General features: G+C 59.0%; 24 protein-coding genes and 2 pseudogenes. 8 read left to right on the top strand and 18 right to left on the bottom strand.

Annotated elements, in window-relative coordinates; translation table 11 throughout:
* Positions 1-66 precede the first annotated feature (66 nt).
* Positions 67-1,419, bottom strand: a complete 1,353-nt coding sequence (locus IB252_RS29400) for a GntP family permease (RefSeq protein ID WP_192411102.1) — start codon at positions 1,417-1,419, stop codon at positions 67-69.
* A gap of 82 nt (positions 1,420-1,501) precedes the next feature.
* A complete protein-coding gene (locus tag IB252_RS29395; RefSeq protein ID WP_192411101.1) occupies positions 1,502-2,035 on the bottom strand; it encodes a gluconokinase in 534 nt (177 codons plus the stop codon).
* A gap of 213 nt (positions 2,036-2,248) precedes the next feature.
* Here IB252_RS29395 and IB252_RS29390 point away from each other — a divergent pair, with 213 nt between their 5' ends.
* From IB252_RS29390 to IB252_RS29380, 3 genes are all read left to right on the top strand, one after another.
* The gene (locus tag IB252_RS29390) at positions 2,249-3,280 is read left to right on the top strand and encodes a LacI family DNA-binding transcriptional regulator (RefSeq protein WP_111451491.1); all 1,032 of its coding nucleotides are present in this window, start codon (positions 2,249-2,251) and stop codon (positions 3,278-3,280) included.
* A 174-nt stretch (positions 3,281-3,454) separates the two neighbouring features.
* Entirely contained in the window at positions 3,455-4,087 is a 633-nt protein-coding gene (locus IB252_RS29385; RefSeq protein ID WP_192411100.1) for a glutathione S-transferase family protein, read from the top strand.
* A 40-nt stretch (positions 4,088-4,127) separates the two neighbouring features.
* Entirely contained in the window at positions 4,128-4,868 is a 741-nt protein-coding gene (locus IB252_RS29380) for an NAD-dependent epimerase/dehydratase family protein (RefSeq protein WP_033056792.1), read from the top strand.
* Positions 4,869-4,985: 117 nt separating this feature from the next.
* Here IB252_RS29380 and IB252_RS30705 read toward each other — a convergent pair.
* The 3 genes and pseudogenes from IB252_RS30705 to IB252_RS29370 all read right to left on the bottom strand — a co-directional run.
* A pseudogene (locus tag IB252_RS30705) lies at positions 4,986-5,414 on the bottom strand (methyl-accepting chemotaxis protein); the annotation flags it as partial.
* Positions 5,415-5,528: 114 nt separating this feature from the next.
* A pseudogene (locus tag IB252_RS30700) lies at positions 5,529-6,200 on the bottom strand (PAS domain-containing protein); the annotation flags it as partial.
* 518 nt (positions 6,201-6,718) lie between these two features.
* Complete coding sequence (locus IB252_RS29370) at positions 6,719-7,591, bottom strand: LysR family transcriptional regulator (protein WP_192411098.1); 873 nt, start codon at positions 7,589-7,591, stop codon at positions 6,719-6,721.
* Positions 7,592-7,690: 99 nt separating this feature from the next.
* Here IB252_RS29370 and gstA point away from each other — a divergent pair, with 99 nt between their 5' ends.
* Positions 7,691-8,293: a glutathione transferase GstA gene (gene gstA / locus IB252_RS29365; RefSeq protein WP_192411097.1), complete on the top strand. Its 603-nt coding sequence runs from the start codon at positions 7,691-7,693 to the stop codon at positions 8,291-8,293.
* A 118-nt stretch (positions 8,294-8,411) separates the two neighbouring features.
* On the opposite strand, the gene IB252_RS29360 is transcribed toward gstA, so the two are convergent.
* From IB252_RS29360 to IB252_RS29345, 4 genes are all read right to left on the bottom strand, one after another.
* On the bottom strand, positions 8,412-9,425 hold the full coding sequence (locus IB252_RS29360) for an ABC transporter substrate-binding protein (RefSeq protein WP_192411096.1): 1,014 nt from the start codon (positions 9,423-9,425) through the stop codon (positions 8,412-8,414).
* Complete coding sequence (locus IB252_RS29355) at positions 9,422-9,964, bottom strand: sigma-70 family RNA polymerase sigma factor (RefSeq protein WP_192411095.1); 543 nt, start codon at positions 9,962-9,964, stop codon at positions 9,422-9,424. The genes IB252_RS29360 and IB252_RS29355 overlap by 4 nt, the downstream gene beginning before the upstream one ends.
* A 137-nt stretch (positions 9,965-10,101) precedes the next feature.
* A complete protein-coding gene (locus IB252_RS29350; protein ID WP_192411094.1) occupies positions 10,102-10,893 on the bottom strand; it encodes a phosphate/phosphite/phosphonate ABC transporter substrate-binding protein in 792 nt (263 codons plus the stop codon).
* A 203-nt stretch (positions 10,894-11,096) separates the two neighbouring features.
* A complete protein-coding gene (locus IB252_RS29345; RefSeq protein ID WP_192411093.1) occupies positions 11,097-12,038 on the bottom strand; it encodes a fatty acid desaturase in 942 nt (313 codons plus the stop codon).
* 411 nt (positions 12,039-12,449) lie between these two features.
* On the opposite strand from IB252_RS29345, the gene IB252_RS29340 reads away from it, so the two are divergent.
* Entirely contained in the window at positions 12,450-12,929 is a 480-nt protein-coding gene (locus tag IB252_RS29340) for a GNAT family N-acetyltransferase (RefSeq protein ID WP_192411092.1), read from the top strand.
* A 54-nt stretch (positions 12,930-12,983) separates the two neighbouring features.
* Here IB252_RS29340 and def read toward each other — a convergent pair whose 3' ends face one another.
* The 3 genes from def to IB252_RS29325 form a co-directional block, all read right to left on the bottom strand.
* A complete protein-coding gene (gene def / locus IB252_RS29335) occupies positions 12,984-13,523 on the bottom strand; it encodes a peptide deformylase (protein WP_111451481.1) in 540 nt (179 codons plus the stop codon).
* Positions 13,520-14,476: a YihY/virulence factor BrkB family protein gene (locus IB252_RS29330; RefSeq protein WP_111451480.1), complete on the bottom strand. Its 957-nt coding sequence runs from the start codon at positions 14,474-14,476 to the stop codon at positions 13,520-13,522. Before IB252_RS29330 ends, def begins: the two co-directional genes overlap by 4 nt.
* 171 nt (positions 14,477-14,647) lie before the next feature.
* Positions 14,648-14,839 (bottom strand): CsbD family protein, encoded by a 192-nt coding sequence (locus tag IB252_RS29325; RefSeq protein WP_008151126.1) that lies wholly within the window; start codon positions 14,837-14,839, stop codon positions 14,648-14,650.
* A gap of 199 nt (positions 14,840-15,038) precedes the next feature.
* On the opposite strand from IB252_RS29325, the gene IB252_RS29320 reads away from it, so the two are divergent.
* Positions 15,039-15,416: a hypothetical protein gene (locus IB252_RS29320; protein WP_033056806.1), complete on the top strand. Its 378-nt coding sequence runs from the start codon at positions 15,039-15,041 to the stop codon at positions 15,414-15,416.
* Positions 15,417-15,637: 221 nt separating this feature from the next.
* On the opposite strand, the gene fadD1 is transcribed toward IB252_RS29320, so the two are convergent.
* A complete protein-coding gene (gene fadD1, locus IB252_RS29315) occupies positions 15,638-17,338 on the bottom strand; it encodes a long-chain-fatty-acid--CoA ligase FadD1 (RefSeq protein WP_192411091.1) in 1,701 nt (566 codons plus the stop codon).
* A gap of 387 nt (positions 17,339-17,725) precedes the next feature.
* On the bottom strand, positions 17,726-19,414 hold the full coding sequence (fadD2, locus tag IB252_RS29310) for a long-chain-fatty-acid--CoA ligase FadD2 (RefSeq protein WP_192411090.1): 1,689 nt from the start codon (positions 19,412-19,414) through the stop codon (positions 17,726-17,728).
* Between the two features lie 246 nt (positions 19,415-19,660).
* Here fadD2 and IB252_RS29305 point away from each other — a divergent pair, with 246 nt between their 5' ends.
* Both IB252_RS29305 and IB252_RS29300 read left to right on the top strand, forming a co-directional pair.
* Complete coding sequence (locus IB252_RS29305; RefSeq protein WP_192411089.1) at positions 19,661-20,605, top strand: alpha/beta hydrolase; 945 nt, start codon at positions 19,661-19,663, stop codon at positions 20,603-20,605.
* Between the two features lie 40 nt (positions 20,606-20,645).
* Entirely contained in the window at positions 20,646-21,116 is a 471-nt protein-coding gene (locus tag IB252_RS29300; protein ID WP_008151121.1) for a MaoC family dehydratase, read from the top strand.
* A 150-nt stretch (positions 21,117-21,266) separates the two neighbouring features.
* On the opposite strand, the gene IB252_RS29295 is transcribed toward IB252_RS29300, so the two are convergent.
* The 4 genes from IB252_RS29295 to IB252_RS29280 form a co-directional block, all read right to left on the bottom strand.
* On the bottom strand, positions 21,267-22,127 hold the full coding sequence (locus tag IB252_RS29295) for an HlyD family secretion protein (protein WP_192411088.1): 861 nt from the start codon (positions 22,125-22,127) through the stop codon (positions 21,267-21,269).
* A 10-nt stretch (positions 22,128-22,137) separates the two neighbouring features.
* Positions 22,138-22,344, bottom strand: a complete 207-nt coding sequence (locus IB252_RS29290) for a DUF1656 domain-containing protein (RefSeq protein ID WP_192411087.1) — start codon at positions 22,342-22,344, stop codon at positions 22,138-22,140.
* Entirely contained in the window at positions 22,331-24,319 is a 1,989-nt protein-coding gene (locus IB252_RS29285) for an FUSC family protein (protein ID WP_192411086.1), read from the bottom strand. Before IB252_RS29285 ends, IB252_RS29290 begins: the two co-directional genes overlap by 14 nt.
* A 158-nt stretch (positions 24,320-24,477) precedes the next feature.
* Entirely contained in the window at positions 24,478-24,945 is a 468-nt protein-coding gene (locus IB252_RS29280; RefSeq protein ID WP_111451472.1) for a ferritin-like domain-containing protein, read from the bottom strand.
* Positions 24,946-25,031 lie beyond the last annotated feature (86 nt).

The raw sequence follows: 25,031 nt of genomic DNA, 5'->3' as shown, positions 1-25,031 counted from the left end.
CCTCTTCGTTGAATGTTAAGCCCTCATCGCGAGCAGGCTCGCTCCCACATTTGTTTTGCGGTGTGTTTAAACGAACAACGACAACAGCAGGATGAAGCCCAGACCCACCACGGACAGGATGGTTTCCATCGCGGTCCAGGTCTTGAAGGTTTCCGCCACGGTCATGTTGAAGTACTGCTTCACCAGCCAGAAACCCGCGTCATTCACGTGCGACAGGATCAACGAACCGGCACCGGTCGCCAGTACCAGCAGCTCACGGTTCACACCCGGAATCATCCCCACCACCGGCACCACGATGCCGGCGCCGGTAATGGTCGCCACGGTTGCCGAACCGGTCGCGATACGAATCACCGCGGCTACCAGCCAGGCCAGCAGGATCGGCGAGATCTGCGCGTTCACCGCCATGTGGCCGATTACATCACCCACGCCGCTGGTCACCAGCATCTGCTTGAAGCCACCACCGGCACCGATGATCAGAATGATCGCGGCGGTCGGCGCAAGGCTTGCGTCGAGCAACTTGAGGATCTTGTTCGAGCCCATGCCCTGACGGTGGCCGAAGGTGTACAGCGACAGCAGCAACGCCAGTAGCAGCGCCGAAATCGGGTGACCGATCAGGTCCATGAAGGTGCGGAAGAAATTGCCGTCCGGCAGCACCACGTCAGCAAAAGTCTTGAGCAACATCAGGAACACCGGCAGCAGCACGGTGATCAGGGTGATGCTGAAACTCGGCAGCTCAGCCGCCTCTGGCTCGCGCGCCAGTTGATCGACCAGTTCCTGGTTAGGATGACCCGGAATGTACTTGGAAATGAATGTGCCGTAGATCGGGCCGGCGATGATGGCCGTTGGCAGCGCAACGATCAGGCCGTAGAGGATGGTTTTACCAATGTCGGCACCGAACACGCCGATGGCCAGCAACGGACCCGGGTGCGGCGGAACCAGACCGTGCACGGCGGACAGACCGGCCAGCAGCGGGATACCGATCTTGATGATCGACACGCCGGTACGCCGGGCCACGATGAACACCAGCGGGATCAGCAGTACGAAACCGATTTCGAAGAACAGCGGAATGCCGACCAGGAAGGCCGCGAACATCATCGCCCACTGCACCTTGTCCTTGCCGAACGCGCGAATCAGGGTCTGGGCAATCTGATCCGCCCCGCCCGACTCGGCCATCATTTTGCCGAGCATGGTGCCCAGCGCAAGGATGATCCCGACGAAACCGAGCACCCCACCGAAGCCGTCCTGGAACGCCTTGATGATGGTGCCGATCGGCATGCCGGAGGTCAGCCCGAGAAAGGCGGCGGCGATGATCAGGGCAATGAACGGATGAAGCTTGAACTTGGTGATCAGGACGATAAGCCCGATCACCGTGACCACTGCATCGAGCAGCAGGAACGTCTCGTGGGACATGCCAAACATTAGGGGTGTCTCCTGGTTGTTGTTGTTATTAAAGCGGGTAATTCGCAAGCCAACAGGACAGCGCTATCTCTTCTGGCAAAACTCATACGGCGTGTTTCAGGCCATGAGCCTGCCACCAGTCATGAGCTTGCTTCGCCAATTGCTCGACGCTGTGCTTCGACGCGTCCAGAGCCAGGGTCAGGGGCTCACCAACGGGCGATTCAAGGGTGGCGAACTGGCTGTCGATCAACGTCGACGGCATGAAATGGCCCGGCCGATGGGAGACACGATCGGCGGCCACTTCAGGGGTCAGTTCAAGGAACACAAAGCCCAGGCCCGGCAAGGCACTGCGCAGACGTTCGCGATAAATGTGTTTGAGGGCCGAGCAGGTCAGCACCGGGCGTTCGCCCTTGGCGTCGATGCGGCGCAATTCATCGCACAGGCTGTCGAGCCAGCCGGCACGGTCTTCGTCGTTCAGGGGGATTCCCGCGCTCATCTTTTCGATATTGGCGGCAGGGTGGAAAGTGTCGCCTTCAATGGCGGTCGCGCCGCTGAGTTGGCACAAGGCCTCGCTGACGCAAGTCTTGCCGCAACCGGCAACGCCCATGATGACCAGGGCGGTGATGGGATGATTCATGTAACACCTCAGCGCGCAGACAGCGCTACCTTTGCCAGTTATGACACCAGAAAAAGCAGAAGTTGCCGACGCCTTCTTGTCATTTTTGTGGGTTGCAGCATGTTCGTTCCCAACGCCAAAAAACGGGGATCAGGCAAACCCCGCTCACGCATTTGCAGCTGCGTCGAGACAGCGCTACCTTAGTGCCTCGAATTTTGTTTGGCAAGCCGTCCGATGATCTCCCCTAAAAACGATAAAAATACGCGCACCACTGGCCGCCCCACTTTGAACGAAGTCGCACGCCTGGCCGGTGTCAGCCCGATCACCGCCTCTCGCGCCCTGCGCGGGGTCAGCACGGTGGCCACCGAACTGGTGGAAAAGGTGCAGAAAGCCGCCCTCGACCTGAACTACGTGGTCAACCCTGCCGCCCGCGCGTTAGCCTCGGCCCAGAGCCATTCCGTCGTGGTTTTGGTGCCTTCATTGTCCAACCTGCTGTTCATCGACACGCTGGAAGCCATTCATCAGGTTTTGCGACCAAAGGGCTTCGAAGTACTGATCGGGAACTTCCATTACTCACGTGATGAAGAAGAAAACCTGCTGCGCAACTACATGGCGTATCAGCCTCGCGGTTTGTTGCTGACCGGTTTCGACCGCACCGAAAGTTCGCGCCGGATGATCGAGGCCAGCAACATTCCGTGCGTGTACATGATGGAACTGGACAGCGCCGCCGGGCTCAATTGCGTGGGCTTTTCGCAACTCGCGGCTGGCGAGACAGCGGCCGGGCATTTGCTGTCACGGGGTCGTAAGCGTCTGGCCTACATTGGCGCGCAACTGGATCAACGCACGTTGCTGCGTGGCGAAGGTTTCCGCAAAGCCCTGCAAAAGGCCGGTTTGTATGACCCGGACCTGGAAGTCCTGACACCTCGCTCTTCCTCCGTCGGCCTTGGTGGCGAACTGTTCCTGCAACTGCTCGTCACTCATCCCGATGTCGACGCGATCTTCTTCGGTAACGACGACCTGGCCCAGGGCGCACTGCTCGAAGCCATGCGCTGCGGGATCAAGATCCCCGAACAAGTGGCGATCCTCGGCTTCAACGACCTGCCGGCCTCGGCCCACATGGTCCCGCGCCTGAGCAGCATCAGCACCCCGCGAGAAGCCATCGGCCGCCGCGCGGCGGAGCAGATGTTGACGTTGATGGCTGGCAACACCGTGGCCAAACCGGTGCAGGACATGGGGTTTGAGTTGAAGGTGCGCGAGAGTACCTGACGCTGTGATCGCTCCCACGCAGAGCGTCAGAACGGCGCATCGCCCATGCCGTGGGTTTTCAACTAACCTTGATAGTGTTCCAACTTCGCCAACTTCGGCGCTGTCGGATCCGGTTTGAAAACGCTGAATGTCTGTTAGATTCCTGAAGCGTCGAATCGCTAACGGAGTAGCTCAATGGAACATGCACTGAAGATTCTGGGCAAAGCCTCGTCCATCAACGTCAGAAAAGTCCTGTGGACCTGTGAGGAACTGGGTGTTGCCTACGAACGTGAAGACTGGGGCGGCGGTTATGCGTCGACCCACATGCCGGAGTTTCTCAGGCTCAACCCCAACGCACTGGTGCCGGTGATTATTGATGAGGCCGGCGTGCTGTGGGAGTCCAACACCATCTGCCGCTATCTGGCCGGCAAACACCACAACACCGATCTGCTACCCCATGATCCGGCGGCCCGCGCTCGGGTTGAACAGTGGATGGATTGGCAAGCGACTGAACTCAATGCCTCCTGGAGCTATGCGTTCACGGCGCTGGTACGCAAAGATCCGGAGTTCCAGGACCCGCATCACATTGCCGCCGGCGTACACGGCTGGAATCAGAAAATGGGCATCCTCGAGCATCAGCTCGCGGTCACCAAAGCGTATGTCGCCGGACCGCACTTCACGCTGGCGGACATCGTCATCGGGCTGTCGATCAACCGCTGGCTGATGACACCGATGGAGCGCCCCGACTACTCGGCCATCGACGAGTATTTCCAACGGTTGGCACAACGCCCGGGATTCCTGAAACATGGCTGCAACGGCCTGCCATAACGCCAAACCCGCAACGTTCCTACCCTGAAAAGAGAGACTCATGAACGGACTCAACGTACTGCTGACCGGTGCCTGCGGCAGAATCGGCAAAACCTTTTTCGAAGCCTCAAAAGACCGCTACACCTTCGTCCTGACTGATCGCGTCGAGCCCGACTTTGTGGTCGATGCGCCTCACCGTTTCGTCAGCCTGGACCTGTCCAGCCCCGCGGCCATGGGCGAAGTATTGAAAGGGATCGACGTCATCGTGCACTTGGCCGGCATTCCTCACGCCACTGCCACGTTCAATGAGCTGCTGCCCAACAACATTCTGGCCACCACTTACCTGTTCGAAGCTGCGGCAACGGCTGGCTGCAAACGACTGGTGTTCGCCAGCAGTGCGCAAACCATCGAAGGCTACCCCGTGGACCGGCAGATCACCCCGGGCATGCAGGTCATGCCGGCCAATCTGTATGGCGTCAGCAAGTGTTACGGCGAAGCGTTGTGTGCGTTCTATGCTGCCAAACGCAACCTCTCGACCATCGCGATACGGATCGGCGCTTTCGAATTCCCGGACCGTCATGAACTGACCAATGCCCGAGACCTGAGCGCCTGGTTGAGCCCACGCGATGCGGTGCAGTTGCTGCAACGTTCGGTGGAGGTCGAAGGCGTTCAACACCTGATCGCCCACGGCATTTCCAACAACCGCTTCAAGCGCCTGGACCTCAGCGAAACCATGCGGGTGTTGGGTTACCGGCCGGTGGATGATGCGTTTCAGACGTTCGATATCCCGATTGCGCCATAAACCCTCCGATCAGGCCGCCTTCGCCTCGGCGACGTTTCTCGGGTTGTTCCTTGGCGCGAGCGAACCCGCAATCAATAAAAGAGGTCCCTTCGAGGGACCCTTTTCAATGTACCGCTATCAACTTATCTGCAACGTCGAGTTGAACTGACTGATCGCATCCACCACATGCCGCGACCCTTGTTGAATCTCCAGAATCACCGCTCCCGCCTCGTTCGCCAGTTCCACCCCAAGCCCGGTTCGACTCAAACTGGACTGCATGCTCGACACCGCACTCAATGACAAATCGTGGTTCTTGCGCACCACTTCAACGATCTCCACCGTTGCCTGGCTCGTTCGTGCCGCCAGGCTGCGAACTTCATCGGCGACGACCGCGAACCCGCGCCCGTGCTCCCCGGCCCGGGCCGCTTCGATCGCGGCGTTGAGCGCCAGCAGGTTGGTCTGATCGGCAATGCCACGAATGGTCTGAACGATGGTACCGATGATGTCGGACTGTTTACTCACGGCATCAATGCTCAGCGCCGCTTCATTCAAGTCTTTGGAAATGTCCTGGATGGTCTGCACCGTTTGCTGCACCACATGCGACCCCTTCTGCGCACAAGCATCGTTTTGAACCGAGGTGCTGTGGGCCGACTCCGCGGCCGTTTGCAGGGTGGTCACCTGAGCGGTGATGTCGCTGGCGAACTTGACCACTTTGTACAACCGGCCCTTGGTGTCGAACAGCGGGTTGTAGGAAGCTTCCAGGAAAACCGTATGACCGTGCTTGTCTTTGCGCTCGAAACGGTGCGAGTGATATTCGCCGCGATTGAGCGAGGCCCAAAACGCTTTGTAGGCCTGGGATTCGGCTTCGGCACGATGACAAAACAGGCTGTGATGTTGGCCCACCACTTCGCTGAGCGAGTAATGCATCGTGTTCAAGAAGTTGTCGTTAGCGGTGATGACCTTGCCATCCGGGGTGAATTCAATCACCGCCATGGAGCGACCGATCGCCGCGAGCATGCTCTCGTTTTCGTGCTCCTTGTAGGTCCTGGCTGTGATGTCAGTGGCGACTTTGATCACACTGCGAACCTGACGATCAGCGCCGAACACCGGCATATAGCTGGCTTCAAGCCAGATCTCCTTGCCGTTCCTGTCCAAGCGTAAAAAGGTCCCGCTCACCGGCTCGCCACGGGCCAAGTCACGCCACAACTTGGCGTAGGCTTCGCTGCGATAGAACGCTTCTTCGCAAAAGATCCGGTGATGCTTGCCGCGCACTTCTTCGGCGCTGTAACCCATGACACTGCAAAAGTTGTCGTTGGCATCGAGCACGATGCCTTCGGGGGTGAACTCAATCATTGCCATCGAGCGACTGACCGCGGCCAACTTCGCGTTAGCCTCGGCCAGCGCGCAACTGAATCGTTCGATTTCCAGCAAGTCAGATTTGTGATGTCGGTTAAACATAGATCACCTTCAGCGCGGTCTTTTGTTTGATGAAAGTTCTTTGGTCTTTCAACAGCTCCACCACTACATTCCAAGGAACAGGCACACGCATCCCTCCACAGGAAGGACTGGGTCAGGTGATCAATGATGTTTAATCGGAGAGTCCATGCAGCAACGCTCTTATCAAGACATCCTTCTCTTGATAGCCCGAAATCGGGCCAGCCCTAACGTTCTGATAAGACATTCCATTGACCGGACAGCTCCGTGTTGTTCAGCGTCGGTGCCTTGGGTTGCGCACACTTTTCACGTGTATGACGGCCTTCACATAGCGGTCGACATAGTTAGTTACGAGTCAGCATAGACAGGCGAGGCCGGTACGCAAGGCCACTAGTCGGCCACTATTGAGGACAAAATCGGTTCAGCATCGGTATGCGTCATTTCTCAGCGAGCATGCCCATCAACGCCTGCACCGCCGCCGAGGGTGGCTTGTTCGCAGCGGCCACCAAGGCAAATTCGCGATCGATACGCGGTTTGACCGGCACCACGCGCAGCCCCTGAAGTTGGCTCGGCAGTGTCATCTCCGGCACCAGCGTCACGCCGATGTTTTCCCGCACCAGGGTGAACGCACTGCTCCATTCACGGACCTCGACCCGAACGTCGCGCAGCTGCAGTCCGGCATCCTCCGCCAGGCTGCGAGCGTTGGTCGAACAACCGCCCGTGGCCAGTACAAAAGGTTGCTCCGCCAACTCCGCCAGGGAGACGCCCTCTTCATTCGAACGGCGAGCCAAGGGATGGCCGCCAGGCACCACCGCCATCCAGGCATCACGTCCCAGGCGACCGGCATTGCGCCCAGGCGCCGGGTTCAACACCACGCCAACATCCACCAGCCCGGCACCGAGCAGCGTTTCCACTTCATCATCGCTGACCTCCAGCGCGACCACCTGAATGCCGGGATAAAGCCGATTGAACTGACGCAACAACGGCGGCAGGAAAGTCGCCAACACCATGGGGAAACTGGCCAGGCGAATCGTCCCGCGCTGGATGTCTTTGGTGGCATCGACGCTGCTGCGGATGTTCTCCAGGGCATCGAGCATGGTTCTCGCGTGTTCGATCACAGACAAGCCGATTGCCGTCGGCAAGGTCTGGCGATTCTCCCGACTGAACAACTGAACGCCCAGGGTTTCTTCAATCAACGCCAAGGCCTGGCTGGCACCGGACTGGGTCATGCCGATCCGCTCGGCAGCCCGGGTAATGTTGCCCGTGTCAGCCACCGCCACCACCATTCGCCAATGCATCAGATTCATCATGGCAGTAGCTTTCCTTATGGTGGTTTTCTGAAAGATTAATTTTACCGAGGGTGCCGCGCACTATGACACTGGCGCAAATCTCCAGCCAGAGCCCTGCCGATGAAGTTGTATTACGCCCCCCACGCCTGCTCGCTGGCGCCGCATATCGTGCTGCGCGAACTCGATCTGCCGTTCGAATTGATCCGCGTCGACAACACCACCAAGCGAACCGCCAACGGCGAGGACTTCCTCTCCATCAACCCCAAGGGTTACGTCGCGGCATTGCAACTGGACAATGGCCAAGTGCTGACCGAAGGCCCGGCAATCCTGCAATACCTGGCAGAACTGCGACCCGAAGCGAACCTGGTACCCGTGAGCGGAACGTTCGAGCGGGTACGGTTGCAGGAATGGCTGAATTTCGTTTCGACAGAGATTCATGGCGGGCTGGGCTGGCTGTTCAGTTCGCAGTTCCCGGATGAGGTGAAAGCACTGATCAAGGAGAAACTGTTCAAGCGTTTTGTTGTGTTGAGCCAGACGCTGGAGCGCCAGGATTATTTGATGGCTGACGGGTTCAGCGTTGCCGACGCGTATTTGTTTACGGTGTTGCGCTGGACGTCGCTGTTTGGGATTGATTTGAATCAGTGGCCGGCGTTGGTGCGGTTTCAGGCGAGGGTGGATTCTCGGCCTGGCGTGAAGGCGGCGTTGACGGCAGAGATGGCGTAGGGCGTTAGATCAATCGCGGGCAAGCCTTGCTCCTACAGGATTCAGGTCGTTCGCTCTGTAGGAGCAAGGCTTGCCCGCGATAGCAATCTATTGATCGCTACAAAACATCAGATGGAAATTACAAACTCGCACTCACTTTGGTGGCCACTTCACCGGGAACCCAGCCCTTCCAGATCAGCGGCTGATCACGCAAAAACGCTTCGGCCACCTGACGCGGTTGCAGGCGCTTTTCGCTCATCTGGCCGAGCGTGTGGTTCAGCAGATCGATCGGCAGGTCGACCTTTTCGAAGAACGCCACCAGGTCCGGGTACTGCGCCTTGAACGGCGCGGACACGCCGATCGCCAGGCTTGCCGGCATCGACCGCGTGCCTTTTGGATTCGGGTTGTTGGCGTCGGCCAGGGTCTTCCAGGCGTCGGCGTCGAAGGCCGGCTCGTCGAGCTTCACCAGTTTGAAACGGCCCAACAGCGGCGTCGGCGACCAGTAGTAGAACAGCACCGGTTTGCCTCGACGGATCGACGAAGCCACCTCGGCATCCAGCGCAGCGCCAGAACCCGTGCGGAAGTTGACGAAGCTGCCGGTCAGGTCATAGGCCTTGAGTTTCTGACTGTTGACGATCTCCGAGGTCCAGCCGGTCGGGCTATTGAGGAAGCGTCCACGGCTCGGGTCTTCCGGGTCGCGGAACACGTCCTTGTAGCGCGCCAGGTCGGCCACGGATTTCAGCTCCGGGGCCAGGGGTTTAATGCCGCGTTCGGGGTCGCCCTTGATCACGTATTCCGGCACCCACCAGCCTTCGGTGGCGCCTTTGACCGTGTCGCCCAGGCCAAACACTTTGCCTTCCGAGGCGGCTTTGACCCACGCCGGACTGCGCCCGGCCCACTCTTCGCCGATCACTTGAATATCGTTCCTGGCCAACGCCGCTTCGAGGCTGACGGTGCTGCCCGGCAAGGTATCGGTCGGGTAGCCGTAACCTTTCTCGACAATCAATCGCAGGATTTCGGTGATCAGGCTGCCGCTTTCCCAGGTGATGTCACCGAAATGGATCGGCGCGGTTTTTTCTGCCGCGGGAACGTGGGTTGCCACAAGGCTCAGGGCCAGCAGCGAACTGCCGAGCAGGGTTTTGATCAATCTCATGCGGACCTCCGGGTCAGGGAATTCAAGGATTGGTTGGCGCTGTGCCGGGCGCACAGGGCTTGAGTGCGAGTCATGTAAACGCTGACCGAGCGCTGGGAAATGCCCAGTTCGGCGGCGATTTGCGGGTAGGTCAGACCGTCGATTCGCGACAACAGGAACGTTGCGCGAACCTTGCCCGGCAGGCGCTCCAGCGTACGGTCGAGGCCATGCAAGGCCTGGGTCAGTTGCAGCCGTTCTTCGGGCGAGATCGCTTGAGGCTGATCGAGGTGTTGCAACTGATCGAGGTGTTGGCGTTCCAGATCACGGCGGCGCCAGAGCTGATAGATCAACCGCTGGGCAATGGTGGTGAGTAAGGCACGAGGCTCGCGGATCGGGGTCAGCCCCGGCGATTCGAGCAGCTGTAAAAAAGTTTCGGCAGCAATGTCTTCGACACTGGAACTGGCGCCCAGATGCCGTCGCAACCGTGCGCACAGCCAGGGGTAATGCGCGCGGAACACTCCGCCCACGTCGTTGCGATGGGAAAGGTCGGTGCCGGACATAGAGGCTCCAAGGGTTAGGGGTCGCTGAATGTCCGGTGTTCCGGTGACGCGATCCTAGCAAGGAGCCTTATTCATTAATAATATTTAAAAAGCATTTTTATATTCCGTTATGGAATTAAACATCAAAAGAACTCAGCCTACCGCAATCGCACATACCCCAACGCCTCAGCCTCTTGCTGATAGTCGAGCACAATCTGATAGTCGCTTTCGCTGGCCGGCAATACCTCTTGCAGACCGAGGATTTCCCTGACTTCGGGCAATTCCTGCAACGTCGTGTTCATCACCTGCAGCAACGCCTCGGCCTGTTCATCGGGGACGGTCGCGGCGGTGATATACGGCAAGGTCGGACTGAACGCACTTCGCGCAATGATCCGCAGGCCGGCCACTTCTTCTTCGGCGTGTCGCGCCAGATAGGCGAAGGTGACGCTGTCGATGGCCGCCAGGTCCGCGGTCCCTTCACGCAACCCGCGCAGGCTTTCGCGGTGGCTGCCGCTGATACTGACACTGGCGAAGAACTGTCCCTCTTGATGCAGCGGCGCCAGTCGATGACGCAGCAGGTTCATGCCGCTGTTGGAGTCTTCGCCATTGATCACCCCGCGACTGTCGCGAAAGGCCGGCAGGCTGCGCCGTGGATCATCGGCGCGACTCAGCAACAGGCTGCAATGATTGCCGCCGTTAGCGTCCGGCAGCTCATAGCGAGGACGACCCACGACCCGGACCCGACCGCGCAACGCGGTCATCAGCGGGTAGCCGCAGGTTTGGGTCAGCAGAAGGTGCGGGGACAGCCAGAGGTCCATCAGCGAAAGGCCTTCGGCGTTGCGGCGGGTGGCACCCAATCGCTCGAGCATTCGCGTCAGCCAGCGCTCGTTGGCCTCGCGGATCGGTTCGGGGGCGATGTACATCAGTAATTCGGCGAGGTGTTCAGTCATCGAAATCTTCCAGGTGACAAGTTTTCACTGTGGGAGCGAGCCATGTGGCGAGGGGATTTATCGGAATGCCGCACCACCCCGTTCGGCTGCGAAGCAGTCGTAAACGCGTTTTAACTTTGAAATGCCGGGGCCGCTCCGCAGCCCAACGGGGATAAATCCCCTCGCCACAGGGCTCGCTCACAGGGGGGGTGTCGATCATGAAATCAGTCAAACGGATGTCGGGGGCTATCGATGGCTTTCACTCCATTCTCCCACCACAACTGCCCATAACCCCGCACCAGAAACCCGCCGCTACGCGCCAGCCATTGCTCGCGACGCGCGCGGTAGGCGCGGGGCAAGTCATACCAGGGCAGCCCAGGCAAGTCGTGATGCACCAAATGCAGATTGAGGTTGAGGAACAGCCAGCGCCACGGCCAGGCCGCTTCATTGATGACCGTCCTTTGCTCGGGCTCGGCGTGGGGACGGTGTTCATAGTAGGAGCGAATCATCGCAATCGATAGCGCCGGCACGCTGATCAGCAACAGGTAATGCCACACCGGCAGCACGCTGTAACTGGCGACAAACAGCAACATCAGCAGGGTCAACGTGCCGTGGCTCAACCACATCAGCCAGGCCTGTCGCTCACCTGCTTTTAGACGTTGCAGTTCTTCCCTGGCCAGCGCCAGCAAGGCCAGCGGTGCACCGAGGGCGAAGCGTCCGAGCACGGTTTTGTTCAGCCAGTGCAGACGCTGTTCAAACAGTGAACTGCCCTGCCATTGCTCCGCGCTCAGGTAACGGCTTTCCGGATCGTGCCCCGGAAGGGTCAGGTCTTCATCGCGGTGATGCAGCAAATGGCTGTCGCGATACAGGGTGTAGGGATACCAGACGGCGAACGGCGCGTAGCCGAGGATCTTGTTCAGCGATGTCCAGCGGGTGGGGTGACCGTGAAGCAATTCGTGCTGCACCGACAACCAGAGCACCACCAATGGAATCAACAGCACAGTGCTCCACCACAGGCCCAACCAGCCACTGGCAAGCACGATGCTGAACCAGCCGACGTACACGCCGATCAGCAGCAACCAGGTCGGCCACTCGGTGCGAGCGGTCAGGCGTTGGCGCAGGGTTTCGATTTCTTCACGGTGGGCGGTATCGAAATAATGGGGCATGGCGTTGCTCAGATCGGGGACCAGTCCCCTTCTGTGCAATGACGCAGGAAAATCTTGCAGATTATTTCAAGGATCGTATGACGATCGTTCCCACGCTCTGCGTGGGAATGCCTCTAGGGACGCTCTGCGTCCAGTGACGCGGAGCGTCACGGGCCGCATTCCCACGCAGAGCGTGGGAACGATCAATCAATGCGGGATCAATGACCGAACACATCCACCTTCTTGGCCTTCTTGTCCGCGCGCTTTTCATCGGCGGTTTTTGCCGGTTTTTTCTTTGCCGCTTTTTTTGAATCCATGCCTTTGGCCATGATACTTACTCCACTCATACGGGATGTGAGATCAGGTATACACCTATCGCTGCGCGCGCGTTCTTTTATAATCACCCGCTTTGCGCACCGACAGTCGAAGACCATGCCCAACACCCAGTACACCTTGCTCGCCGAGCCTTTGTGGCCCTTGATGAACAAGTTTTATCGCGCTCACCAATCGTCGATGAAAGCCGTCCGCGACGCTCAACTCTGGGTGGCCAGGCGCGAGGAGATCATTGGCGCACTGTGTTTGCGACCGGTGGCGGACGGGCATTGGCTGACGGGTTTGTTTGTCGACCCGGCCTGCCGTAAACAGGGCATCGCTGCAGCGTTGATCGCCGAGGCGCTCAAGGAGCTTGAAGGCCCGGTGTGGCTGTTTTGTCATCCGGACTTGCGCGGGTTTTATGAACGTCGCGGTTTTACCTTCGACCCGCCACTGCCCTACTCCATGGCCGAACGCTTGAGCCGTTATGCGCGCAGCAAACCGATGATCGCCATGGGCCTAAAACCGTTGGAGAGTTCTACTTGTGGGAGCGAGCCTGCTCGCGATGGCGGCGTGTCATTCGACATCATCGTTGAATGACCCACCGCTTTCGCGAGCAGGCTCACTCCCACAGGGGTTTTAGGTGTTTTCGAATCAATCGTCTGCGTTCGGATCGAGATCCGGAAACATCACTTCGGTATACCCGAACTTTCTGAAATCACTGATACGCGAGGGGTACAACCGGCCGATCAGGTGATCGCATTCATGCTGCACTACCCGCGCGTGGAAGCCTGACGCAATGCGCACAATCGGCTGCCCTTTGGGGTCGAAACCTTCGTACCGAATGTGCTGATAGCGGTCCACCGCGCCGCGCAGGCCGGGCACCGACAGACAGCCTTCGAAACCCTCTTCCAGCGTCGGGCTCAACGGCGTGATCAACGGGTTGATCAGAATCGTCTGCGGCACCGCTTCGGCGTCCGGATAGCGTTCGCTGTGCTCGAAACCGAAGATCACCAGTTGCAGGTCGACGCCGATCTGCGGCGCAGCCAGGCCAACGCCACCGACGCTCTCCATGGTCTGGAACATGTCGTCAATCAGTTGCCACAGCTCCGGGCTGTCGAACATTTCGGCAGGCACTGGCGGGGCAATGCGCAGCAGGCGTTCGTCGCCCATTTTCAGGATTTCACGGATCATTTGATGACTTCGTCAGTGGTCGGCTTGATCGAGTGGTCCCGACCCAGTCCCGACACATGTTGTTTGTGTTCGTGATCGTGCTCGCCGGGGAATTTTTCGCCATCATCCTTGCCCTCGGTCGACATGTGTTCGATCACTGCATTCATCTCGGCGCCGAGCAACAGCACCGCGGCAGAAATGTAGAAGTACAGCAACAGCACGATGATCGCGCCGATACTGCCATACATGGCGTTGTAGTCGGCGAAAGTTTTGACGTACAGACCGAAGCCCACCGATGCAAGGATCCACACCACCACGGCCAGCACCGAACCGGGGGTAATAAAGCGAAACTCCTGTTTGACGTCGGGCATGACGTAGTAAATCAGCGCCACCGCCATCATCAACAGAATCACCACCACCGGCCAGCGCACAATAGTCCAAAGGGTCACGATGAAGTCTTCGAGGCCGACTTGCGCGGCGATCCAGCCCATTACCTGCGGCCCGAGCACCATCAGCGCGGCGGCGATCAGTAGCATGCCGGCGATGCCGATGGTGTAGAAAATCGATAGTGGGAAACGCTTCCACGCCGGCCGGCCTTCGACCACGTCGTAGGCGGCGTTCATCGCGCTCATCATCAGCCGCACACCGGCGGACGCGGTCCACAGGGCAATCACGATACCGACCGACAGCAAGCCACCCTTGGATTGCTGGAGCTGGTCGATGACCGGGTTCACCTGCTCCAGCGCCTGGGGCGGCAGGACCAGTTCCGATTGCAGGCGCAGCCAGGAGAAGAAGTCCGGCAGGTGCAGGAAACCGATCAGGGCGATCAGGAACAGAATGAAGGGAAACAGCGAGAACAGCATTTGATAGGCCAACGCCGAGGCATAGGTCGACATCTCGTCGTCGACGAACTCGGTGATCGTGCGCACCATGACACGGTGCAGGCGCTGGCCTTTCATGTGTGGGAAAAACATTAGCGTCTCCTTTCGCCGCAAATTTGGTTGAAGTCGTGGCGACTCAGGGGCCGTTTTCTACATCAAAGTAGCGTACTTGGCGAGTTTGAAACAATTTCCTTGTGCAAGTTCAGGCCGACACAAAAACGGCCATCCGCGGATGGCCGTTTCTGTTGCTCATCAAAGGCCTGATCAGGCCTTGTCGATGCCTTTTTTAAGAGCATCCTTGGCTTTGCCGATCGCTTGCTGGGCTTCGCCTTTCCTTTCCTGAGCGACGCCTTCAGAGCGCATTTTTTCGTTACCAGTGGCCTTGCCGACGCCTTGCTTGACGTTGCCGGCGGCTTCGTTGGCCATGCCTTTTACTTTATCGCCAGTGCTGCTCATGGTGTTTCTCCTGTGAACAATTCAACGGGGAAAGTGGTTACACAAGGTTGACCGGAGGCGTTTGTGCGGAGTTTCATTTATTTTCACGGCGACATTTCATCGTTCAGTGCAGGTTGGGCTTTATGTTTGCCGACCAACCCCCGAGAATGCGCAACGTATTCAGGCCATGGCGCTGAAGATCCAATCCCGTAGGAATGTTATGAAACTCGATAAAAAGCAGGCCATTGCCCGCAGAAACCAGGAACTTGGCGGTGCTGTGCTTGGCGTCAACAACTGCCATTTCACCGAATTGAACCGCAATCGCAACATCTGGTGGTTCGATATTCCGGTCGCGCGCCTGGCCATTGGTCAGTACGAGTGGGTTCACCTGCTGATGCACACCCCGGATACCGACGAACTGCTGCACCTGAAAGTGCCGACGGTGTTCCTGCGCGAGAAGCTCGAAGGCCTGGTGGTGCGCAACGAAGGCAAACGCAAAGCGGCCCTGAGCCTGGAACTGAGCGCCGACAAGGACTCGTACCTCCAGGACATGCGCCCGGCGGGTACCAACGTCAATTTCGCGCAGTTCCGCCTGTAACAGCGATCCTTGGGGTGAGGGGATTTATCTGTGGCGAGGGGATTTATCCCCGTTCGGCTGCGAAGCAGTCGTAAACCCGGCGAACGCGGTGTTCCTGCTGAAATGTGGTTGCAGGTTTTTGGGGCCGCTGCGCAGCCCGACGGGGATAAATCCCCTCGCCACAAAAGCCCGCTCATATCAGAGCCAACAAAAAGCCCCGCATCTGCGGGGCTTTTTGTTGGTTATGCGCTTACCTTCTTGACGCCGAGCTTCTTCAGCTCTTCGTCGCGCAACTCGCGGCGCAGGATCTTGCCGACATTGGTGGTCGGCAGCGCATCGCGGAATTCCACGGCTTTCGGCACTTTGTATCCGGTGACGTTGGCGCGCATGTGCTCCATCACCTGTTCCTTGGTCAGCGTCACGCCCGGTTTGGCGACGATGAAGATCTTGATCGCCTCGCCCGACTTCTCGTCCGGTACGCCGATGGCTGCGCATTGCAGCACGCCCGGCAGGGTCGCCAGCACGTCTTCCAGTTCGTTCGGGTACACGTTGAAACCGGAGACCAGGATCATGTCTTTCTTGCGATCGACGATGCGCATGTAACCGTCAGGCTGAATCAGCGCGATGTCACCGGTCTTCAACCAGCCTTCGCTGTCGAGGATTTCATCGGTGGCGTCCTGACGTTGCCAGTAGCCCTTCATCACTTGCGGACCTTTCACACACAGCTCGCCGATGTCGCCTAACGGCTGTTCAACGCCGGCATCGTCGATGACTTTGCACAGGGTCGACGGCACCGGAATACCAATGGTGCCGATCTGGATGTTCTGGATTGGATTGACAGTGGCCACCGGGCTGGTTTCGGTCATGCCGTAACCTTCACAGATGGCGCAACCGGTGACCGCTTTCCAGCGCTCGGCGGCGGCCAGTTGCAGGGCCATGCCACCGGACAGGGTGACTTTCAGTGCAGAGAAATCCAGCTTGCGGAAGGCTTCGTTGTTGCACAGGGCGACAAACAGCGTATTGAGCCCGACGAAACCGCTGAACTTCCACTTCGACAGTTCTTTGACCATCGCCGTCAAATCGCGCGGGTTGCTGATCAGGATGTTGTGGTTGCCGATCAGCATCATCGCCATGCAATGAAAGGTGAAGGCATAGATGTGGTACAGCGGCAGCGGCGTGATCAGGATCTCGCAACCTTCATGGAGGTTGGAACCCATCAGCGCCTTGCACTGCAGCATGTTCGCCACCAAGTTGCGATGGGTCAGCATCGCGCCCTTGGCCACGCCGGTGGTGCCGCCGGTGTATTGCAGCACGGCAACGTCGCTGCTGGCCGGGTTGGCTTCGGCGACTGGCTGGCCGTGGCCCTTGCTCAATACGTCGTTGAACTTGATGGCCTTGGGCAAGTGATACGCCGGGACCATCTTCTTCACGTACTTGATGACACTGTTGACCAGCAGGCGCTTGAGCGGCGGCAGCAGGTCGGCCACTTCGGTGACGATCACGTGCCTGACGCCGGTTTTCGGCACGACGAGCTGGGCCAGGTGCGCCATGTTGGCCAGGCAGACCAGGGCTTTGGCACCGGAGTCGTTGAATTGGTGTTCCATTTCCCGCGCGGTGTACAGCGGGTTGGTGTTGACCACGATCAGCCCGGCGCGGATGGCACCGAAGACGGCGACCGGATACTGCAACACGTTAGGTAGCTGCACGGCGATTCGATCGCCCGGCTGCAAGTCGGTATGCTGTTGCAGGTAAGCGGCAAAGGCACCGGACAATTCGTACAGTTCACCGTAGGTGATTGTCTTGCCCAGGTTGCTGAATGCCGGTTTGTTGGCGAAGCGTTGGCAGGACTGCTTCAACACTGCCTGAATATTCGGATACTCGTCTGGATTGATGTCGGCAGCAATCCCGGCAGGGTACTTATCCTTCCAAAAGTCTTCGATCATGGAAGCCCACTCCTCAGCAACGCGAATTCATCACCGCATTTGATGCGATTATTATTGGTGTATGTTTTTTATTGGTGAATCTGGCTTTTATATAGGCCGAGAAGTCACAAAAGCGCGCCGAGAGTAGCAGCTTTGCCAAGGGCCGACTAGAGCCAAAAGCCGCCTCTACAGTCACTTTAATGACTCAAGAATAGAAGGCGGTCATTTTAGAGCAAAAAACCTATACAATCTTGAAAGGCCCTGAATCCGGGGCTTTCGTCCCTTTAAATGCATCGCGGGCAAGCCATGCTCCTACAGGTTTGCGTCGTTCACCCTGCTTGTGAACAACACTGAACCCGTAGGAGCATGGCTTGCCCGCGATCCGCGCGAAGCGCGGCCATTCACCACTCAGGCGATATCACGCAACTCCCGCCTCAGGATCTTGCCCACCGGCGTCATCGGCAACGACTCACGCAAGACAATGTGCTTGGGCACTTTGTACGCCGTGAAGTTTTCCTTGCAGTAGGCCTTCAGTTCTTCAAGGCTGACACCCGTTTCACGGGCCACCACAAACAGCTTCACCGCCTCCCCCGAACGCTCGTCAGGCACCCCGATCACCGCACAGTTGGCGACTTTCGGGTGAGCCATCACCACGTCTTCGATCTCGTTCGGGTACACGTTGAAACCCGAGACGATGATCATGTCTTTCTTGCGATCGACGATGCGCACAAAACCGTCCGGGTCGATCACCGCGATGTCGCCCGACTTGAACCAGCCTTCGGCATCCAGCACTTCGGCGGTGGCTTCGGGTTTCTGCCAGTAGCCCTTCATGATCTGCGGGCCCTTGATGCACAGTTCGCCGCGCTCACCCAGCGCCTGCTCGACACCTTCATCGTTGATGACTTTCAGCGTGGTGCCCGGCACCGGCAGGCCGACCGTGCCAAGGCGCGACTTGTCGCCGTACGGGTTGGTGCAGGCCACCGGCGAAGTTTCGGTCAGGCCGTAACCTTCGGTGATGCGGCAACCGGTGAGTTCTTCCCAGCGCTCGGCCGTGGCCTTGACCAGCGCGGTGCCGCCGGAGTTGGTGAGTTTGAGGCTGGAGAAATCCAGGGTCTTGAAATCCGGGTGGTCCATCAGCGCGACGAACAGGGTGTTGAGCCCCAGCAACGCCGAGAATCGCCAGTTCTTCAGCTCCTTGATGAAGCCCTTGATGTCTCGCGGATTGGTGATCAGCACGTTGTGGTTGCCCGAAACCATCATGCACATGCAATTCGCGGTGAACGCATAGATGTGGTACAGCGGCAGCGGCGCGACCATCACCTCTTGTCCTTCGCGCAACAGCGGCTGGCCGTCATTGCCGAACTGCTCCAGGCACGCCCGCACTTGCTGCATGTTGGCCACCAGGTTGCCGTGGGTCAGCATCGCGCCCTTGGCCAGGCCGGTGGTGCCGCCGGTGTATTGCAGCACGGCGATGTCGTCGAGCGCGATCTTCAGCGGCTTGATGCCCAGGCCCCGGCCCAGGTACAGCGCGCTCTTGAAGGAAATGGCCTGCGGCAAGGAGTACGCCGGGACCATCTTCTTGACCTTGCTCACCATCGTATTGACCAGCCAGCCCTTGGCGGTGGGCATCAGGTCGCCCATCTTCGCTTCGATCAGGTACTGGATGTCGGTGTCAGGCAGCACTTCCTGGACTTTAGCCCCGAACATGTTCAGGTACACCAGCGCCCGGGCACCGGAGTCCTTGAACTGATGACGCATCTCCCGCGCGGTGTACAGCGGGTTGGTGTTGACCACGATGAGCCCGGCGCGCAAGGCACCGAACACGGCAATCGGGTAATGCAGGACGTTGGGCATCTGCACCGCAATGCGATCCCCCGGCACCAGGTCGGTGTGGGCTTGCAGGTAACCGGCGAACGCTGCGCTGTAGCGTTCCAGTTCGGCGTAGGTCAGGGTGACACCCATGTTGCTGAATGCCGGGCGGTCAGCAAATTTCTTGCAGGAACGCTCGAACACCTCGATCACCGACTTGTAGGCCCCTTGATCGATGTCCAGGGGCACGCCGGCCGGGCGTTTGTCATTCCAGAAATCAGGTTGCATTGTTCTTGTCCTCTTTACCTGAACCTATCCGGGGCCGCTTTTCTGTCCTTCTTCACAATAGAGAGCGAAAAAGCGGGGCTCCACGGACACTAGCAGCTATGGCGAATCAGGCAAATATGCGCACGGTCGACATTGATCGTGTGAATCTTGCTGCCGTGGCGTGGCCTGATCAGACGGCACGCTTTGGATGCGCTATACAATGCAACGACGCCCATGCCACATGCAGCCCAATGCAAAGGAACCGCCATGATCCACGACACTTTCTGGTTGACCGCGAGCGACCGCAGCCGCCTCTTCGTCAACCAGTGGCTGCCCGCAGCGCCTTTAAAAGCAGTGATCCTGCTGGCCCACGGGATGGCGGAACACAGTGGCCGCTACGCCCGTCTGGCGGAAAAATTCTGTGCTCAAGGCTACGGTGTGTATGCGCCGGACCTGCGTGGACATGGCAAAACTGCCGAAAACGGGACGCTCGGCCATTTCGCCGACAATGACGGTTGGTGCAAGGTGGTCGGCGACCTGGCGAGCCTCAACCAGCACATCGGCCAACACCATCCGGGCGTGCCGATTGTGCTGCTCGGTCACAGCATGGGCAGCTACATCGCCCAGGCCTATCTGCTGCACCACAGCGCCAGCCTGCACGGGGCCGTTCTCAGTGGGTCGAACTTCCAACCGGTGGCGCTCTATCGCGCGGCGCGGCAGATTGCACGGCTGGAACGTTTGCGCCAGGGCCCGAAGGGTCGCAGCGCGCTGATCGAATGGCTGTCGTTCGGTTCATTCAACAAGAAATTCAAACCGGCGCGCACGCGGTTCGACTGGCTCAGCCGCGACCCGGCAGAGGTCGACCTGTACGCCAACGACCCGCTCTGCGGCTTTCGCTGCACCAATCAGCTGTGGATCGATTTGCTCGGTGGGTTGCAGCAAATCAGCAAAGCGTCCAATCTCGCTCAGATTGATCCGGGCCTGCCGTTGCTGGTCATCGGTGGTGAATGTGATCCGGTGAGCGATGGCAAGCGTCTGAAAGATCTGGCCCATGCGCTGCGCGCTGCCGGCAGCCAGAGCCTGCAACTGACTATTTACCCGCAGGCACGGCATGAACTGTTCAACGAGAGCAATCGCGATGAAGTGATCAATGACGTGTTGAACTGGATCGCCCAGGCACTGAGCCACCGTCGGCCACCCAGATCGGAATAGTTTTTTTGAATTTATTTATTCGTGACAGGAATTGAAACAGATGACCCAGGTTACCAACACCCCTTACGAGGCCCTTGAAGTCGGCCAGACCGCCAGCTACAGCAAGACGGTCGAAGAGCGCGACATTCAGTTGTTCGCCGCGATGTCCGGCGATCACAACCCGGTGCACCTGGACGCTGAATTCGCCGCCGGCACCATGTTCAAGGAGCGCATTGCTCACGGCATGTTCAGCGGCGCGCTGATCAGCGCTGCCGTTGCCTGCGAGTTGCCTGGGCCGGGGACTATTTATATCGGTCAGCAAATGAGCTTTCAGAAGCCGGTGAAAATTGGCGACACACTGACCGTGCGTCTGGAGATCCTCGAGAAGCTGCCGAAGTTTCGTGTGCGGATTGCCACTCGCGTGTTTAACCAGCGCGATGAATTGGTAGTGGACGGCGAGGCGGAGATTCTGGCGCCGCGTAAACAGCAGACGGTGACGTTGCCGACGTTGCCAGCGATCAGTATCGGCTGAACCACTGGTCCCCACCTGACGCTGATCGTTCCCACGCTCCGCGTGGGAATGCATCCAGTGACGCTCCGCGTCACATAACGGCTGGACGCAGAGCGTCCGGGGCGGCATTCCCACGCAGAGCGTGGGAACGATCATGGCATCACCTCGGTATCACTGCCCCTCCTGCACCTGCACACTCGCCGTCATCCCCGAACTCAAACTCATCCCTTCCGGCAACTTATCAATCTTGATCCGTACCGGAATCCGCTGCGCCAACCTCACCCAGTTAAACGTCGGCTCGACCTCTGCCAGCAACTGCCCGTCCGGCGTGGTATTGCGATCGGTAATCCCGCGACTGATGCTTTCCACATGCCCCTGCAACCCCTCCCCCGCACTCATCAACCAGACCTTCACCGGATCGCCAACACGAATCCGTGGCAGTTTGGTTTCCTCGAAATACGCCTGCACATAGAAAGTCGAATCGTCGATCAATGCCATCACCGATTGCCCGGCATTCACGTAGTTGCCTTCGGCCAAACGCAGATTGGTGATGTGACCATTGCGCGGCGCATGGACCTGACTACGGGCGAGGTTGAGTTCCGCAACCTTGGCTTCGGCCTGGGCTTCACGCAGTTCGCCACGGGCGATGCCGGCGTTGATTTGCGCGTTCTCGCGCAGCTCGGCACTGATGGCCTGCGGACCGAGGGCCGCGCGGCGACTGGCTTCTTTCTCGCGCAGATTGAGTTGCTGCTGACGGGTCTGCACCACCGCCTGGGCTTTCTCCAGCGCCGCTTCGAAACGTTCACGATCAATGCTCAGCAATAAATCGCCGGCCTTGACCTGCTGGTTATCAAAAGCCTTGAGCTCACGCACCCAACCCGAGACGTCCGGGGCGATCACCACCACGTCGGCGCGGATCCGCGCATCCCGAGTCCAGGGCGTGAGCATGTAGTACTGCCACAAATGGAAGCCGGCAAATATCGCCGCCGCCACCAGGCACAAGGTCACCGCGACACGTATCGGTGTTCGCATTTTCAACTCCTTATAAAGGTCCGAGGACGACGGTGATCAAGGTCAATACACAGACGTACAAGGCGCAATCAAACAATGCTTCGTGCCAGATCCAGCGGCCCACCAGCGTCAGGCGCAAGAGCATGCGCAAGGCGCCAGTGACGAGCAGCGCCAGCAGCACATAAATCAGAAACGGACTGAGCAGCACGCCACCCACCGACCACTCACGCAAGCCCATGGCTTTGCTCCTGTTGACGGCACCAGGCGCGCCAGCTGCTTTGCAATTGCAGCACCGCGCCTTGGGCCAGTTTCACCGCATCGCTGGGGGGCAAGGCGTACAAAGTCTTCAAGAATTCTTCGCTCGGCTGCGCCAACGCTTCGGCGCGACTGCCGGCCGGGCCTTGCTCGAGGATTTTTTCCAGCTGTTCGAGATAACGCCGCTGAGGTGCACTGACCGGTGCCTGCGCCACCGCCAGACTCAAACGCAAATGCAGCAGTTCGTCGCCGATGTCCAGGCCGAGCAAGCCGTCGTCCCAGCGACTGCGCGCCGGCTCCGGCAACTCGGGATAGTGCCGCGCCAATTGCAGCAAGCGGTCGGCCATGCGCCCGCCAAACCAGCTTTCGGCACCGCGCAGATTGCGCCGGGTCAGGCGCACCAGATCGTCGAGGGTCGCCGCCAGCAAACGTCGGCCATGCCACGTCGGGTTGCGCAGGATCAACAAATGGAACGCCAGCACGGCGGCACCAACGCCAACCACGATGGATTGAGCGCTGTTGAAGAACGTCGCGACATCGAATTTCATCGCATTGAGCGGCGAGACCAGCACGATGAAGTGCAGACAAAATGAGGTAGCCGTCGCACCGATCTGCGGTTTGGCCATGCCCAGCGCGCCGAGGAACAACGGCACGCCCATGCCCATGCACAGCAAGGCAAAACCACTCCATTGCGGCAGCAGAATCTGCCCGACGATAAACGCGGCCGGAATCGCCAGGAAGATCCCGCGCATAAAACTCATGCCGATCTGAGCGCCATTCTCGCGGCTGGCAAACAGGCTACACACAACACATGTCAACAGCAGCGCGCCGGAGGCAGCAGGCCAGGCGGTCGCCAACCAGAAGCACGAGACCACCAGAAACGCCAACGCACTGCGGGCACCGAACATCAGCGCCAATGACAGGTCGCGGTGCGGGGTCAGGGTTCTCGGTGGATCGACCGTCTCCTTGCCCTCCTCAACAGCGTTCAACGCGGCGCTGGCCGCCATGGCGGTATCGAGCAACAAGGTGAAACGAGCCAGGCAGTAACTTTGCGCGGAGCTGATGTGCGGGTCGTGGGAAGCGTCGAGCAACCTCGGACGCAGCGCTTGCAGGGTCACGGAATCCGGGCTGTCGAGCGCCTCTTGAACCTCGGTCATCCAGGGCAACAGTTGCTCGGCTTCCTGGGGTTCCAATTGCTTCCACTGACGGCGCACCGAACGGGCGATGCGCAGTAGCATCAACAGCTTCTGGCTCAAGCCGCTGATCCCCCGCGCTCGTTGCCGCCCCAGGCTTCCTTCAAACCAGGCATGCTCGCGCTGGGCATCGACGGCGACGATTTTGCCGAGGATTTCCAGTAAGCCTTTACGCGCCTGACCATCACCGGCCAGGGTTGCACGCGCGGCGTTCATACCGCTTTGCCACGCTGCCCGCGCCTGATCCGCCAGTTGCCGTTCGACCCGCATCGGCCAGAGCAGCGCACTGGCGGCGGTGGCGCAAAGAATGCCCAGGCAGATTTCCGTACAGCGAGCCACGGCTTGATCGAACACCGTCAGCGGATGAGTAATGGCCGGCAGCGCGATGATCGCCACCGTGTAACCGGCCAGCACGAACGAATAGGACCAGGCGCTGCGCAGCAAAGTCGAACTTGCCGTACACAGCCCTAGCCATAACGCCAAGGCCAACAAAAACAGCCAAGGCGTCTGGGCAAACACCCCCATGAACACCACTGACATCATCGTCCCGACCAGGGTGCCCAGCAACCTCGCCAGGCCCTTCTGCACCACCATCCCGGACAAGGGCTGAGCGACGATGAACGCCGTCATCAACGCCCAGGCCGGTTGCTCCAGACCCCAGCGTAATGCCAGCCACAGCGCCAGGCCGCCGCCGATCAAGGTTTTGATCGCGAACTGTAAGGCGCGGCGGTCAGGCGCAAACAAAGCCTGCAAGGTGATAGGCACGTAAAGGACTCTTGGAAAGGCGATTTAACGATAGTCGGGATCGGTTCAGTCACTTGATAAACAAATTATTAGCTAGCTAACTAACATCCGTCCAGTGCTAATTCCCAGACACAAAAAAAACGCCAGACTGGCTGGCGTTTTTGACAGGCAACGAACGCTTACGAGCGTGCGCGCGCCTGGTTACGCAGGGCTTTTACCTGATCGTGATTGCGTTGCACGCCGTGGTACTGACGTTCAACCAGGTCACGAATGCCCACCAGGTTGTATTTGTTGATTTTTTCGATGGCTTCTTTGTAAGCCTTCAGTGCGTGGTCTTCACCCCGCTCGGCTTCGTTCAGCACGGCCTCTTCATCCTTGCCGGTGAACATCGCTTTCACGTCGACCCAGCGACGGTGCATATCACCGCTGACGCTGGTGGACGTTTCTGGATCGCCGCCTAGCGAGCGCACCTGCGCTTGCAGTTCGGAAGCCGCAGTGGCGCAGTCGGCGGAACGCTGCATGAACAGGGATTTCAGTTCTGGGTGTTTGATGTCTTCAGCGCAAGTCTTGAACCCTTCCTGACCGTCTTTGCTGGTTTCAATCAGGTCGTTGAGTACAGAGATGGCTTCTTTATTCATGTCGGTCATTTTCAATTCCTCGCGGGTTGATGAAAGATGCAATAGGTGTTGCATCCTGCATGCCAGCAATGAATCGATTACTTACTACTTATATT

Source organism: Pseudomonas sp. PDM10 (genome assembly GCF_014852295.1).
Lineage (GTDB): Bacteria > Pseudomonadota > Gammaproteobacteria > Pseudomonadales > Pseudomonadaceae > Aquipseudomonas.
The sequence above is the reverse complement of the archived record's forward strand: the minus strand, read 5'-3'. Positions and strand labels throughout refer to the sequence as shown.